The organism is Janthinobacterium sp. GW460-12-1-14-LB5 (assembly GCF_059423585.1).
Genome location: NZ_JBWKYD010000005.1, coordinates 34,844 through 47,616 on the forward strand (window position 1 = coordinate 34,844; position 12,773 = coordinate 47,616).

Annotated in this window: 14 protein-coding genes and 1 pseudogene; 8 read left to right on the forward strand and 7 right to left on the reverse strand. The window is 62.0% G+C overall.

Annotated elements, in window-relative coordinates; all coding sequences use genetic code 11:
* Positions 1-244: 244 nt before the first annotated feature.
* The 4 genes from AC07X6_RS06060 to AC07X6_RS06075 form a co-directional block, all read right to left on the reverse strand.
* Entirely contained in the window at positions 245-622 is a 378-nt protein-coding gene (locus tag AC07X6_RS06060) for an HPF/RaiA family ribosome-associated protein (protein WP_070221366.1), read from the reverse strand.
* 186 nt (positions 623-808) lie between these two features.
* Positions 809-1,474: a DUF1345 domain-containing protein gene (locus AC07X6_RS06065; protein ID WP_494790388.1), complete on the reverse strand. Its 666-nt coding sequence runs from the start codon at positions 1,472-1,474 to the stop codon at positions 809-811.
* 38 nt (positions 1,475-1,512) lie between these two features.
* Positions 1,513-2,763, reverse strand: a complete 1,251-nt coding sequence (locus tag AC07X6_RS06070) for an MFS transporter (protein ID WP_494790389.1) — start codon at positions 2,761-2,763, stop codon at positions 1,513-1,515.
* Positions 2,764-2,841: 78 nt separating this feature from the next.
* Positions 2,842-3,867 (reverse strand): CDP-6-deoxy-delta-3,4-glucoseen reductase, encoded by a 1,026-nt coding sequence (locus AC07X6_RS06075; RefSeq protein WP_494790390.1) that lies wholly within the window; start codon positions 3,865-3,867, stop codon positions 2,842-2,844.
* A 12-nt stretch (positions 3,868-3,879) separates the two neighbouring features.
* Between AC07X6_RS06075 and AC07X6_RS06080 the strand changes: the two genes are divergently transcribed.
* The 5 genes and pseudogenes from AC07X6_RS06080 (at position 3,880) to AC07X6_RS06100 (ending at position 6,075) form a co-directional block, all read left to right on the forward strand.
* A complete protein-coding gene (locus tag AC07X6_RS06080) occupies positions 3,880-4,797 on the forward strand; it encodes an SDR family oxidoreductase (RefSeq protein ID WP_494790391.1) in 918 nt (305 codons plus the stop codon).
* Between the two features lie 84 nt (positions 4,798-4,881).
* Entirely contained in the window at positions 4,882-5,142 is a 261-nt protein-coding gene (locus AC07X6_RS06085) for a hypothetical protein (RefSeq protein WP_230538631.1), read from the forward strand.
* 181 nt (positions 5,143-5,323) lie between these two features.
* A complete protein-coding gene (locus AC07X6_RS06090) occupies positions 5,324-5,593 on the forward strand; it encodes a hypothetical protein (protein ID WP_494790392.1) in 270 nt (89 codons plus the stop codon).
* A 151-nt stretch (positions 5,594-5,744) separates the two neighbouring features.
* Positions 5,745-5,933 (forward strand): annotated as a pseudogene (locus AC07X6_RS06095) (hypothetical protein); the annotation flags it as partial.
* Positions 5,860-6,075: a hypothetical protein gene (locus AC07X6_RS06100; RefSeq protein WP_010395434.1), complete on the forward strand. Its 216-nt coding sequence runs from the start codon at positions 5,860-5,862 to the stop codon at positions 6,073-6,075. The pseudogene AC07X6_RS06095 and the gene AC07X6_RS06100, both read left to right, overlap by 74 nt.
* A gap of 87 nt (positions 6,076-6,162) precedes the next feature.
* On the opposite strand, the gene AC07X6_RS06105 is transcribed toward AC07X6_RS06100, so the two are convergent.
* From AC07X6_RS06105 to AC07X6_RS06115, 3 genes are all read right to left on the reverse strand, one after another.
* Positions 6,163-6,879 carry a glycine-rich domain-containing protein gene (locus AC07X6_RS06105; RefSeq protein WP_494790393.1) on the reverse strand — a complete coding sequence of 239 codons (717 nt, stop codon included), beginning with the start codon at positions 6,877-6,879 and terminating at the stop codon, positions 6,163-6,165.
* 183 nt (positions 6,880-7,062) lie between these two features.
* On the reverse strand, positions 7,063-8,910 hold the full coding sequence (locus tag AC07X6_RS06110) for a CHASE domain-containing protein (protein WP_494790394.1): 1,848 nt from the start codon (positions 8,908-8,910) through the stop codon (positions 7,063-7,065).
* A gap of 216 nt (positions 8,911-9,126) precedes the next feature.
* Positions 9,127-10,893, reverse strand: coding sequence for a glutamine--tRNA ligase/YqeY domain fusion protein (locus tag AC07X6_RS06115; protein WP_494790395.1), 1,767 nt, complete (start codon positions 10,891-10,893; stop codon positions 9,127-9,129).
* A 184-nt stretch (positions 10,894-11,077) separates the two neighbouring features.
* Here AC07X6_RS06115 and AC07X6_RS06120 point away from each other — a divergent pair, with 184 nt between their 5' ends.
* From AC07X6_RS06120 to AC07X6_RS06130, 3 genes are all read left to right on the forward strand, one after another.
* Positions 11,078-11,371 (forward strand): DnaJ domain-containing protein, encoded by a 294-nt coding sequence (locus AC07X6_RS06120; RefSeq protein ID WP_436518606.1) that lies wholly within the window; start codon positions 11,078-11,080, stop codon positions 11,369-11,371.
* Positions 11,372-11,467: 96 nt separating this feature from the next.
* On the forward strand, positions 11,468-11,980 hold the full coding sequence (locus AC07X6_RS06125) for a hypothetical protein (protein ID WP_101484147.1): 513 nt from the start codon (positions 11,468-11,470) through the stop codon (positions 11,978-11,980).
* Entirely contained in the window at positions 11,970-12,761 is a 792-nt protein-coding gene (locus tag AC07X6_RS06130; RefSeq protein WP_494790396.1) for a hypothetical protein, read from the forward strand. The genes AC07X6_RS06125 and AC07X6_RS06130 overlap by 11 nt, the downstream gene beginning before the upstream one ends.
* Positions 12,762-12,773: the final 12 nt, after the last annotated feature.

Below are 12,773 nucleotides of genomic sequence, written 5' to 3' on the forward strand. Positions count from 1 at the left end.
AGCCGGCGCGCGAGCAGAAGGCCGGTAGCTTCATGATAGCGTAAAGCAGCCTTGGCTGTAACGGCAAAGGCTTGCTTGATGTCACTTACTGTGAGAAATACGACAATTATTTCATTGCCGTGTTAATAAGCTGAAATGCTTGCGGTTTTATTATGGATGTTGCCGCACGCGAAAGGTGGGGCCGGATGTGCAAAGGCAGCCTTGAACGGCTGCCTCAGTCTCTGGAAATCCTGCGGGTGGGGGATTACTCGGCGGTTTCTTCCGCTTCGGCCGTATCGATCACGGCATTCTTGCCGGTCGCATGGCGCTTGCTGTCTTGCAGGCGGCCCAGGGCGCTATCGATGGCGCGTTTCAGCTTGTCGGTGGCGCCGGCCACGGATTGATGCACGGTGGCGTTCTGTTCGGTCACGGCGATCGGTTGATAGCCTGCAACGCGTGCTTCCATGACGCAGCGGATATCGTCGGCGCCGCCTTTCGGGCCATTCGTGTCGCTGATGTGGACTTCGATGCGGGTCAGGTTGTCGCGGAAGCGGCTCAGTGCGCTTTCAAGTACGGATTGCACATGTTCGTTCAGTCCAGCGGTGTTGGCGATGGTGCTGTCGGTATGAATATTGATTTGCATATGCTTACTCCTGTCAATTCAAAAAAAACCCATCTCAGGCGTGCTGCGGCCTGGTTGCTGCCTCATGCACATGACCTCGTGCATGGAACTTATCTTACTCCTCTTTCCGGTATTTCAAGAGGGTGCGCACGATTAAGATGAGCTTAACCCTTCAGCCAGGTCAAGTTTCCGCTACGAAATTATTTTTTAGCCATTAATGAGCCCGGCAGCGATATTGATCGACAGCCCCAGCACGACCAGGTTGAAGAAGAAGCTCAGCACGGATTGCCCCAGCACGATTTGCCGCATCGGCCTTGTCTGCACGCACACGTCCGACGTTTGCACGGCTACGGCGATGGTGAAGGCGAAATACAGGAAATCCCAGTAATCGGGGTTTTGCTCGTCATCGGGAAACTTCAGGGGGCGCAGCGCGGGGTCGGCCTGGTAGTACAGGTGGGCGTAATGAAAGCAGAACAGGGTGCCGACGAGGAACCAGGAGCCGACCAGTGTCAGGATCGTCAAGCCGTAATGCAGCGCGCGCTCGTCCGGCGCCATGTCTTTCATCGAGGACAGCTGCGAGACGATGGCCACCAGGCTCATCACGGATGCGACGGACAGGGCCGACAGGACGGTTGCCGCCCGCTCATCCTGGCGCGCCGCCATGGCTTTGACCTTGTGGTGGTTGGCGCGCATCATCATCCAGGCCATCGTCGCCAAGTAGAACCAGACGGCCACGTTCCACGCCGTCAGCAAACGCGTCATCTGTTGCCAGGATGGGGGCAGCAGCAGGCCGGCCGCCACGCCGATGGCCGTGGCCATGCTCAGGTGGGGGCGGCTGCGGATGAAGCCGTGCAAGGGAAGCGTGATTTTCATGGTGCAAGTTAGTCAGTGGCAGTAGCGCATCTTAATCCTTATGGGCTTGCCGCGGTGGCCGTCCTGGCGGCCGCTTCCTTCTCGTGGTGGGGGAAGCGGTCCATGCGCGACAGCACGGGGAACAGCACGGCCCACACGCCCGTCACGGCCAGGGTGGCGGCGCCGCCAAACAGCACGGCGCGCACGAGGCCGAACCAGCCGGCCGTCAGGCCCGATTCGAATTCGCCCAGTTCGTTCGAGGCGCCGATGAAGACGGCATTCACGGCGCTGACCCGGCCGCGGATCTCGTCCGGCGTCTCGAACTGCACCAGCAGGTGGCGGATGTAGACGCTGACCATGTCGCCGGCGCCCATCAGGAACAGCGCAACCAGTGCCAGCGGGAAATAGCTGGTGCTGCCCAGCACCAGGGTGCCCAGGCCGAAGACGGCCACGCCGCCGAACATCCAGGCGCCCACGCGGCGCGTGATGGGAAACATGGCCAGCGCGATCGAGCACAGGGCCGCGCCGGCGCCCGGGGCCGTGCGCAGCAAGCCCAGGCCGCTGGGGCCGATATGCAGCACGTCATGCGCGAGCGCCGGCAGCAGGGCCGTGGCGCCGCCGAACAGCACGGCGAACAGGTCGAGCGAAATGGCGCCCAGCACGATGGGTTTCGACCAGACGAAGCGCAAGCCTTCGAGCAGGCTGTGCCAGCTGACGGGTTCGCGCTTGACCACTTGCGGCGCGGGCGTGGTGGCGCGCATCAGCAGGACGGACACGACCAGCAAGGCCGACGAGACCAGATACACCACCTTGGGGCCGAAGTAATACAGCAAGCCGCCCAAAGTCGGGCCCAGGATGATGGCCACGTGCGAGCTCGACGAGCTGAGCGCGAGGGCGCGGCTGAAGTGTTGCGTCGGCACCATGTTCACCAGCACGGCTTGCGTGGCCGGCATCATGAAGGCGCGCGCGCTGCCGAACAGCACCAGCACGGCAAACACGGGCCAGACGATGGAAATATTGCTTAACGTAAACGCCAGCAGGGCCAGCGCGCAAGCGAGCTGTGCCGTCAGGCACCAGGCGATGATGTTGCGGCGGTTGTAGCGGTCGGCCACGTGGCCGGCCGGCAAAATCAAGACGAGGAAGGGCGCGAATTGCGCCAGGCCGATCAGGCCCAGGTCGAACAGGCTGCCCGTGATCTGGTACACCTGCCAGCCGATGGCCACGCTTTGCATCTGCACGGCCACGGTGCCCAGCACGCGGGCGGAAAGGTAACAGGCGAAGTTGCGGTGACGCAGGATGGCGAGAGACATGAAATTTCCAGGAAACAGCGGGGTGGGGCGGGTGGCGGCAGCGGATGCCGCGCCAGCAGCCCCCCGCTGTCTGGATGCTTACTTGGCCAGGTCGGCTTCCGTGGTGAAAGCGTCGGCGTAGAACTCGTCGGCTGGAAGTTGACACAATTGCACGAAATCGCGGTTGGCCGATTCGACGACGATCGGTGCGCCGCAGGCATACACCTGATACGCGGACATGTCGGGCAGGTCCGCCATCACGGCCTGGTGCACGAAGCCCGTGCGGCCGCTCCAGCCGTCTTCCGGCAAGGCTTCCGACACGACGGGCACATAGGTGAACTGCGGCAAGTCGGCCGCCCACTGGCGGCACAGCGCATCCATGTACAGGTCGTGCGGACGGCGGCCGCCCCAGTACAGGGTGATCGGGCGCGGGGATTGCTCGTTGATCATGTGCTCGACGATGGCTTTCAGCGGGGCAAAGCCCGTGCCCGAGGCCAGCAGCACGACGGGCTTGTCGGAATCTTCGCGCAGGAAGAAGGTGCCCATCGGGCCTTCGAAGCGCAGGATGTCGCGCTCCTTCATCGTGCCGAACACCTGGTCGGTGAACAGGCCGCCCGGCATGTGGCGGACGTGCAGGCTCACGGGGCCGCCTTCGACGGGTGCGCTGGCCATGCTGTAGCTGCGGCGTTTGTTGTCGCGCAGCATGATTTCGATATACTGTCCGGCGCGGTAGTTGAGGCGCTCGCTGGCCGGCAGCTGCAGGGTCAGCACGACGACGTCGGGCGCGACTTTTTCGATGGTGGTCACGCGCGACGGCATTTTCTTGATCGGGTAGTCGCTGCTGCCCGCCACTTCGCGCGCCTGCACCACCAGGTCGCCCTGCGGCACGGCGCAGCACAGCAGCGAGTAGCCGGCCGCCGCTTCGTCTTCCGTCAGGGAGCGGGCCTGGTATGGCTTATGCTGTACATTGCCGGACACGATCTTGCCCTTGCACGAGCTGCAGGCGCCGCTCTTGCAGCTGTATGGCAAGCCGACGCCGGCGCGTATCGCTGCCGACAGGACGGTTTCGTCCGCTTCACAGCTGAATTGGTGGCCGCTGGGCTGAACAGTAATTTGAAAAGTCATACAATCCTTGAGATGAAAAATATGTTAACGCACTCTTTGCGCAAGCCTGTGGGCTTGCCGCGCCTGCTGATCCTGGGTTGCGGCGACGTCGGCATGCGGCTGCTGCCCCTGCTGCGCGCGCGCTTTCGCGTCTTTGCCGTCACCAGCCAGCCGGCGCGCTGCGCGCAGCTGCGGGCGGCAGGCGCCGTGCCTATCGTGGCCAACCTCGACGAGCGCGCCAGCCTGAAACGGCTGGCGGGACTGGCGCCGCTGGTCGTGCACCTGGCGCCGCCCCTGTCGTCGGGCTTGCTTGACCAGCGCACGCGCAATCTGGCCGCCATTTTACCCGAGCATGCCCGCATGGTGTACGTGAGCACCAGCGGCGTGTATGGCGATGGCGGCGGCGCCTGGGTCGATGAAACGCGGCCCGTGGCGCCGGCGAATGCGCGCGCGAAGCGGCGCGTGGACGCGGAACAGGTCTTGCGGGCCTGGGGCGCGCGCCGCGGCGCCAAGGTGGCCATCCTGCGCGTGCCGGGCATTTATGCGGACGACCGCCTGCCCCTGAAGCGCTTGCGTGAGGGCACGCCGGCCCTGGCGGCAAGCGACGACGTGTACACCAACCATATCCACGCCGATGACCTGGCGCGCATCATCGAACGGGCCTTGTGGCGCGGCAAGCCGGGACGCGTGTATCACGCCAGCGATGACAGCGAACTCAAAATGGCGGACTATTTCGATGCCGTGGCCGATGCCTTCAAGCTGCCGCGCCCGCCGCGCCTGCCCCGTGCCGAGCTGCGGCAAGCGGTCACGCCGATGCTGCTGTCGTTCATGTCCGAATCGCGCCGCCTGCACAATACGCGCATGAAACGCGAGCTGGGCGTGCGCCTGCGCTATGCGCGCGTGGCCGATGCCTTGCGGGCGATGGCAGCCGGCGGGGCCGGCATCGGGTAAAATGACCGGTTATCTGCGCACTTTTCCTGGGCCGGCGCGCGGCGCGCCGTTCCGGCGGTGCGCCATTCACTTAAGGAATACCGCATGAGCACCCTCACTTACGAAGAATACCTGGACGAGGTCACCACCGTCCTCACGGAACTGTACGACCTCGACGACGACGCCGCCATCAAGCTGGTCGTGGCGGCGCAGGACGCCGAATTTTTTGTCCCGCACGATGCGCATGAAGAAATGCGTACCTTGGAGCAAGCCAAGAAAGACGCGGTCACCCTGTTCGAGCGCAAGCAGAACCGCCAGCAGACGCAGGAAAAACAGCAACAGCGCGTGCGCCAGCAAAAGAAATAAGGACGGCCGCCAGGCCGTAGGCAACACGGGCTGCGGCGCAACGCCGTGGCCTTGCCGTTTGATGCAGCGCAAACGTGTCATGGCACGCTGGCGATATGGTGAGCAATGTCGTCACGCGTTTGGGCTATTTGTGACGGGCTCTACGCAGCGCGACGCTGTTTTTCGTCAGCAGGAGCGGGTCATGCGAGTTACGAATCACCCCAGCAAGGAACAGGTGCGCGCCTACATGCGCCGGCGCGAACATGCGCGGCAGCCGCCGCCGCCGCCCGATGAAATTCGCCGCCAGCTGGCCTGGTGCCGCGTGGATGTCTTGCCGGGTACTTGCCTGCTTGCCACCCCGGCAGGCGTGGCCGTGCAGGGTTGGCATTTATCTGCGGAAATGGCACGCCTGGGCACGCTCATGGCGATTGCCTGGCTGATGCGCAGCGGTGTTCCTCATTGTAAAAATTGATGACTTGCAGCAAACTTCCCCGATTTGAGTTATCCTCTAGCACATTCCAAGTGCGTCAATTCTCTTCAATTATCACAATTTTGCTTTAAGTTACGCAAAAATCAACAATAGCGTGTATTATATTGTTTGCGGCAGAAAAGCCGCATAAGTGATGGCGCTTTTTAGTGTGTTTACCCTGAATTATTGCAGAAGAGACATTCTGTTTCTTTTTGCCTTAATACAACAAGTACGGATTTTCGACCATGTCTCTCAAACAAATTACCTCTTTGCCTACCTACAACCCGAATCGCGTCCTCGATGCGATCATCGACAAGCTGCAACTGAAAAACGATGCCGCCCTGTCGCGAGCGCTGGAAGTGGCGCCGCCTGTCATCAGCAAGATTCGTCACAACACCTTGCCGATCGGCGCCACGATCCTCATCCGCATGCATGAAATCAGCGATTTCAGCATTCGTGAACTGCGCGAGTTGATGGCTGCCTAAGAGCGCCTGACAGACGGCAAACTGAGAGGTGCCGTCTGGGTAAGTCAGGCTTGCCGCGTGCGGCAGCCACATCTGTTTTCCGTTTTGCTATTGCGGGTCGCGGTTCAACACCGGACGATCGACATAGAAACGCCCCATTTCCAGGCTGGTCGAAGACGACTTGAGCACCGCTGCTGCCAAGGTGGCGGGCGCGCCGGAAAATGCCGTGCTGGCAGCGCCCGTCGCGCGGCCCGAATATGCCGTCGCCTGCACCGCCGCACCGGAAAACGCCGTCGCCTGCACCGCCGCACCGGAAAACGCCGTCTGCCCGGCCCGGCCCGAGTATGCGGTCGCCTGTACCGCACGCCCTGAATACGCGGCTTGCACGGCCCGTCCCGAATACGCCGCCTGTACGGCGCGCCCCGAATACGCCGTTTCTGCGCGGATATAATCTTCCCCGAACGTTTGCTCATACAGCTGCTTCATGCGCTCGCCCACGCGCTGGTGCGCCGCTTCGTCGTCTTCGCCGCGCAGGCCGATGTACGGGAAGTGATGCAGGAAGTAGCCGAACACCTGTTCGCAGTCCGCCGCATATTTCAGGGTATCGAGGATGTGGTAGTGCCAGAAGGTATCGACGTCCATCAGCGGCGCCGTTTCTTCTTCCGGAAACTGTTTCATCAGGATCAAGAAACGCCGGTATTCGAATTCCACCGCATTCGCCTTCTCCAGGCTCCATCCTTCGCCTGACTCCCGGTGCATCAGCTTGACCTTGATCGCGTCCAAATTCAAATCGGCAATTGTCTTGAAACTGTCGTTCGTATCCATGAATGTCCTTGTGGTAAAGAGTGTTGTGGGAAATACGGTGAAACAAAGGTGGGTGTGTACTCCTGGCAAGTCGTCGAGGAATGCCTGACCCATGGCGGGCAGGCGCGCTGAGTTGTCCTACATCAATATTGCATCTAATTACGAAATAAGCAAGCTGAGCTTGTTTCAAGCGGAGCGCGCCTGTCAGGCGCTGGCCCGGCTGTCTTCCTGGTAGGGAAATGCCGTGGCGTCCGCGCCCAGCGGCACGCTGACATGCACGCTCATGCCGGCGCCGGGGCTGCTTTCGATGTAGAAAGTGCCGCCCAGCAACTTGATGCGCTCTTCGATGCCGACCAGGCCAAATGAGCCCTGCTTGTTGCGTCCGTCGATGGCCGCGCCCACGCCGTTGTCGCTGACGCTCATCGATACGGTGTCGCGGCACTTTTCCAGCTTGACTTGCACGCGGCTGGCATTCGCATGCTGGGAAATATTGCTGAGCGACTCTTGCAGGATGCGGAACAGGGCCGTGGCGCACTGGTCGCTCAAATAGATATCGTCATGGCTTTCGCTCACTTCGCAGGCGATGCCCGTGCGCAGGCGAAATTGCGCCACCTGCCATTCGACGGCCGCATTCACGCCCAGGTCCAGCACGGTGGGACGCAAGTCGTTGATGATCTGCCGCACGCTTTTAATCGTGGCGTCGATCTGCTCCAGGGTTGAGCGGGCGCGGGCGTTCAGGCGCGGGTGGCGGCGCTGCGTGCGCGAGGCCAGCATGTCGGCGTCGATGCGCAAGACCAGCAGGTTCTGTCCCAGGTCGTCGTGGATTTCGCGCGCGATGCGCTTGCGTTCCTCTTCCTTGATCTGGTCGGCATGGGCTGCCAGGCGGCGCAGTTTCTGGTGCGACAGTTGCAATCGGATCTGGCTGGCGCGCAATTCCTCCGTCATGCCCGTCGCCATCTGGATGGCGCGCCGGCGCGACGAGGCCAGGGTCTGAAACAGCATGTACAGCAGCATGGCGCTGGCAAAACCGGTCAGCAGGGCCAGCCACGGCAGGAAGGCGTCGAAGCGCGTATACAGGTCGCTCTTGCGCACGCTGAACAGCGCTTGCCACACGCGGCCATTGTGCTCGATCAACATCGTGCTGCTCAGATAGCGGCCCGAGTTGCCTGGCTGCCACCATGGCGCATGCATGCCTGCCGCCGAGCTGTCGAAGATGGGGCGCATGTCGTGCGGCAAGTCCGGCTGTTCAAGCGCCTGCTGGCCGATATCGAACAGGGTCAGGCGGACATTGCGTACCGGCATGTCGGCCAGCGCGCTGCGCATCATCGCCACCAGGTCGTAGCCGATGCCGACGGAACCCTGGTAGGCCGCGCGCCTTTGCTCCAGCGTATCGGTCGGCATGCCGAAGCGGTACACGGGCAGGCGCATGGCCATGCCCGTCAGCTGCGGCCGGCCTTCCATCGGCACGGGCACGCCGGAATTGCAGATCTGCCCGGTATCGCGCGACTGTTCCAGCGCTTCGGCGATCATGGGCCGCGCAGCGATGTCATAGCCATACTTTTCCGCAGCGCTGGCAATCGGCTCGATGTAGACCAGCGCGGAATAACGGGGGCGCGGGCCGGGCGGATGGATGGCAAACGCCGGATAGCCGTCGCGCCCGGGCGGATAGTCGCGCTGCATGGCCGTTTCGAAGGTGGCGCGCTGCGAATCGTCGAGTTCCCGGCTGTAATTGAGATTCATCACGCCCGGGTAGTTCTGATGCAAGGCGAGGTTTGCCACGTAGCGGTGGAATTGCTCGCGGCTCACGTGTTCATTGGCGTGGAACAGGCTGACCGTTCCGCGCAGCAAATTGGCATATGACTTGCCGCGCGATTCGATGTTTTTCTGGGTATTGCGCGCCAGATTGTTGAATAGCTCGCTGGCATCGTTTTCGATCGACAGCGAGGCGGCGATGTAGAACAGCAGGCCGACCATCAAGGACAGCACGAAGCCAATCAGCCACTGCGGCCTTTTTTCCAGCGATAACTGTTGTTCACCAGCAGTAGAGGACATCGCCATCCGCATCAAGAGGAGGAATCGGGTGCCGCCTCGGTGGCGGTGGCCAGGCTGCGTTGTACAAGCACCATCGACATTGCAAATTGCTCAATAGCTGCCTAATATACAAAATTATCGTGATTATAGTCAACAGGCAATATTTCTCTGGTGAAGTATTGTGCTGAGACGAAAAAAAACCGCCGCAGCGGTTTTTTTTGTGAGCAAACTGGCGCCTTACTTGGCCGGCTGCCAGCTGTCTTTCAGGGTGACGATGCGGTTGAAGACGGGCTTGCCGGGCTGGCTGTCGACGCGGTCGGCCGCGAAGTAGCCGTGGCGCTCGAACTGGAAGCGCTGTTCCGGCTGGGCCAGTTCCGCGCCCGGTTCCAGCCACGCCTGCACCACTTCCTTGGCCAGCGGGTTCAGGGCCAGCTTGAAGTCCTTGCCGCCCGCGTCCGGCTGCGGGTCCGTAAACAGGCGGTCGTACAGGCGCACTTCGGCAGGAATGGCCGTCGGCGCGCTGATCCAGTGCATATTGCCCTTGACCTTGTAGTTGGCGCTGCCTTCCGTGCCCGACTTGCTGTCCGGGAAATAGTTGCAATGCACGGCGATGACCTTGCCGTTTTCATCCTTGTCAAAGCCCGTGCACTCGATCACGTAGCCGTAGCGCAGGCGAACCTTGCTGCCCGGCTTGTCGTCGATCGGCGGATACAGGCGGAAATAGCCTTTATTCGGCACTTCCATGAAGTCGTCTTCCTCGATCCACAGCTCGCGCGAGATGGGGAAGGTGCGCAAGCCCCGCTCCGGGAAGTGCGGATGCACGGGCGCCGTGCATTCCACGCTCTCGTTTTCCGGGAAGTTGTCGATGATCAATTTCAAGGGGCGCAGCACGGCCACCGTGCGCGGCGCCTTCGGATCGAGGTCTTCGCGCAGGCAGCCTTCGAGCACGCTGTAGTCGATCCAGCCGTCCGATTTCGTCACGCCCGTGCGTTCGCACATCAGTTGAATCGCTTCCGGCGTGTAGCCGCGGCGGCGCATGCCCACCAGGGTCGGCATGCGGGGGTCGTCCCAGCCGTCGACGATATGTTCTTCCACCAGCTGGCGCAGCTTGCGCTTGCTGGTGACGATGTATGTCAGGTTCAGGCGCGAGAACTCGAACTGGTGCGGCACCGGTTGCTGGAAGAAGCCGCCGGCGGCCAGGGTTTCCAGCAGCCAGTCGTAGAACGGGCGGTGATCCTGGAATTCCAGCGTGCAGATCGAATGCGTGATGTTTTCCAGCGCGTCCGAGATCGGATGCGTGTAGTCGTACATCGGATAGATGCACCAGGCGTCGCCCGTGCGGTGGTGATGCGCGTGGCGGATGCGGTAGATGGCCGGGTCGCGCAAGTTCATGTTCGGCGAACTCATGGCATCTTCGCTCATCTTCGCGCGCAGGATGTGTTCGCCATCCTTGAATTGGCCCGCCTTCATGGCGCGGAACAGGGCCAGCGATTCGTCGCGCGGACGGTCGCGGAACGGCGAATTCTTGCCGGCCTGGCCGAAATTGCCCCGGTTGGCGGCCATGTCTTCGGCGCTCTGGCTGTCAACGTAGGCAAAACCGGCCGTGATCAGGTATTCGGCCATCGCGTACAGCTGGTCGAAATAGTCGCTCGCGTAGTGCAGGTGGCTGTGGCCATCGGCAGTCTTCGGTTCCCAGTCAAAGCCCAGCCATTTCACGCTGTCCATGATGGTGTCGACGTATTCCTGCTCTTCCTTCGCCGGATTGGTGTCGTCGAAGCGCAGGTTGCACTGGCCGGCGTAATCGCGCGCCAGGCCGAAGTTGACGCAGATCGACTTGGCGTGGCCCACGTGCAGGTAACCGTTCGGCTCCGGCGGGAAACGCGTGATCACCTGGGGCAGGCCGGGACGCACGTGGGTGCCGGCAGCCAGGTCGGCTTCGATGATGTTACGCAAGAAATTGGGCGCCAGCGCTGGCGCGGCGGTATTCGGTTTATCGTTGCTCATTGATCAATGCGGAAGAGTGACAGTAAAAAGCATTTTACCGTACCGCAAGCGCTTCGATACGACCAATTCGCTGCCAATTTGCCGTCAATTTGCCGTTAAAAGCCATAGCGCCAGCGACGCGGGGAGCGTTCTATAGGATAATTCGCCTTTAATTAGCAAACAAAACGTGACCCCGGAGCCATTTATGGAAAATTTGTATAACGTCCTCGGTGTCGCGCCCAATGCCAGCGACGATGAAATCAAGAAAGTCTACCGTTCGCTGGCCATGCGCTTCCACCCCGACCGCAACCAGGCCCCCGGCGCCGAGGCGCGCTTCAAGAGCGTCACCAAGGCGTATGAAATCCTGGCCGACCCGGCCAAGCGCGCCGAATACGACCAGAGCGTGAACCACCGCATCATCATCGATCCGGAAGCGGAAGCCTATGCCCTGTGGTGCGGCGTGTTCCGCCTCCACGGCACCACGCTTCCAGCAGACTGAGTCTGCCGGCAGCCGCCACCGGGCGGCTTGAATGATATTTAAAACAACAACAACGGCGCTTTTATCAGCGCCGCGCATCACATTGGAAAGCACAGCATGAGAAGAGTACACCCTGAATTCGCGTATCAGTCGCGCGAGCTGGAAGGCCAGATCGACGGCATCCTCGGCGACCCGCCGAACCGCAAGAACTACAAAAGCATGGTCGACGCGCTGGTGAGCGAGTACGCCAGCGGCGGCGGCATCGAAGACGTGAACATGCTGGCCTTCGCGCTGGTCGACCACATCACCTTCAGCGACCCGAAAGGCTTGCTGGCCGAAAGCGAAGACTACGAGTTCGGCGACCCGGCCCGCGTATTCTCGATGGCTGCCTGCGCCGCGCCGGAAGCGGCGAAGATGTACGCCGCCATCGAGGAGAGCTTCCCCGACCTGGCGCGCCAGGCCATCATCACGGCCTTCCTGCACAAGAATCCGCGCCTGTGGGACGACGACGACCAGTCGCTCGACCAGCTGGCCGCCAATGACGACGGCGACGACGATCACGACGAAGATGAAGCCACCGACGATTTCGCCCAGATGTTTGACCAGGATGGAGATGACCATGGCCGATAACAAGGATGAACAAAAAAGCAACCTTCCCGCGCTGACGAAGCAAGTCACGGAATTGGTGTTGTCCGGTTCGCTGGGGCACGCCGAGCAGGCGTTTGCGGACGCGGCCGACCAGTACGGCGATCTTGCCGTGGTGGAAGTGCTCAATGCCATCCCGCCGCAGGTGACGGCCCTGCACCTGGCCGGCTTCGACGGCGGCAAGATGTCGCTGGCCACCCTGCTGGTGCCGCCGAAGGCCTGGGCCGACAGTCTGGCCTTCATCGCCGCCACCTGGAGCGACGACCAGATCGAGGACGATCCGGAACGCATCGCCGAAGCGCTGTTCGCGCACATCCACGGCGTGGTGTTTTCCACCGACGACGCCGAGCGCCGCCGCGAGCTGCTGCTCGAAGCGTCCGCCACCGACTGGGGCGCCACGGCGTTCGCCATTTTGTTCTCGATGGCGCCGAAGGAAATCCTCGAAGTGGCGGGCGAGATCGTCATCAAGGGGCCGTACGTGACGGGCGTGACGTCGTCCGACAACGACATCGTGCCGCTGGCCATCGAGCTGGCGCAGGCCAATGAAGACGGCTGGGACCGCTCGCTGTTCGAACTGTTCCCCGACTTCCGCCACAGCGCCGACCTGGCCGACGCGGAATACTCGGACGACCCGGACGAAGAGCCGACCATGTTGCAGCGCAGTACCAAGGAATTGCTGTACCGCCTGCGCAAGCAAGTGCCGAGCACGCGCAGCGCACCGCGTTCCAGCACGCGCCGCAGCCTGGGCACGGGCATTTTCTCGTAATGAAAGCAGGGA

Bases quoted from the DNA above. Each gene is read 5' to 3' on its own strand.
- AC07X6_RS06060 (WP_070221366.1), bottom strand. From the start codon at position 622: ATGCAAATCAATATTCATACCGACAGCACCATCGCCAACACCGCTGGA.
- AC07X6_RS06065 (WP_494790388.1), bottom strand. From the start codon at position 1,474: ATGAAAATCACGCTTCCCTTGCACGGCTTCATCCGCAGCCGCCCCCAC.
- AC07X6_RS06070 (WP_494790389.1), bottom strand. From the start codon at position 2,763: ATGTCTCTCGCCATCCTGCGTCACCGCAACTTCGCCTGTTACCTTTCC.
- AC07X6_RS06075 (WP_494790390.1), bottom strand. From the start codon at position 3,867: ATGACTTTTCAAATTACTGTTCAGCCCAGCGGCCACCAATTCAGCTGT.
- AC07X6_RS06080 (WP_494790391.1), top strand. From the start codon at position 3,880: ATGAAAAATATGTTAACGCACTCTTTGCGCAAGCCTGTGGGCTTGCCG.
- AC07X6_RS06085 (WP_230538631.1), top strand. From the start codon at position 4,882: ATGAGCACCCTCACTTACGAAGAATACCTGGACGAGGTCACCACCGTC.
- AC07X6_RS06090 (WP_494790392.1), top strand. From the start codon at position 5,324: ATGCGAGTTACGAATCACCCCAGCAAGGAACAGGTGCGCGCCTACATG.
- AC07X6_RS06105 (WP_494790393.1), bottom strand. From the start codon at position 6,879: ATGGATACGAACGACAGTTTCAAGACAATTGCCGATTTGAATTTGGAC.
- AC07X6_RS06110 (WP_494790394.1), bottom strand. From the start codon at position 8,910: ATGTCCTCTACTGCTGGTGAACAACAGTTATCGCTGGAAAAAAGGCCG.
- AC07X6_RS06115 (WP_494790395.1), bottom strand. From the start codon at position 10,893: ATGAGCAACGATAAACCGAATACCGCCGCGCCAGCGCTGGCGCCCAAT.
- AC07X6_RS06120 (WP_436518606.1), top strand. From the start codon at position 11,078: ATGGAAAATTTGTATAACGTCCTCGGTGTCGCGCCCAATGCCAGCGAC.
- AC07X6_RS06125 (WP_101484147.1), top strand. From the start codon at position 11,468: ATGAGAAGAGTACACCCTGAATTCGCGTATCAGTCGCGCGAGCTGGAA.
- AC07X6_RS06130 (WP_494790396.1), top strand. From the start codon at position 11,970: ATGGCCGATAACAAGGATGAACAAAAAAGCAACCTTCCCGCGCTGACG.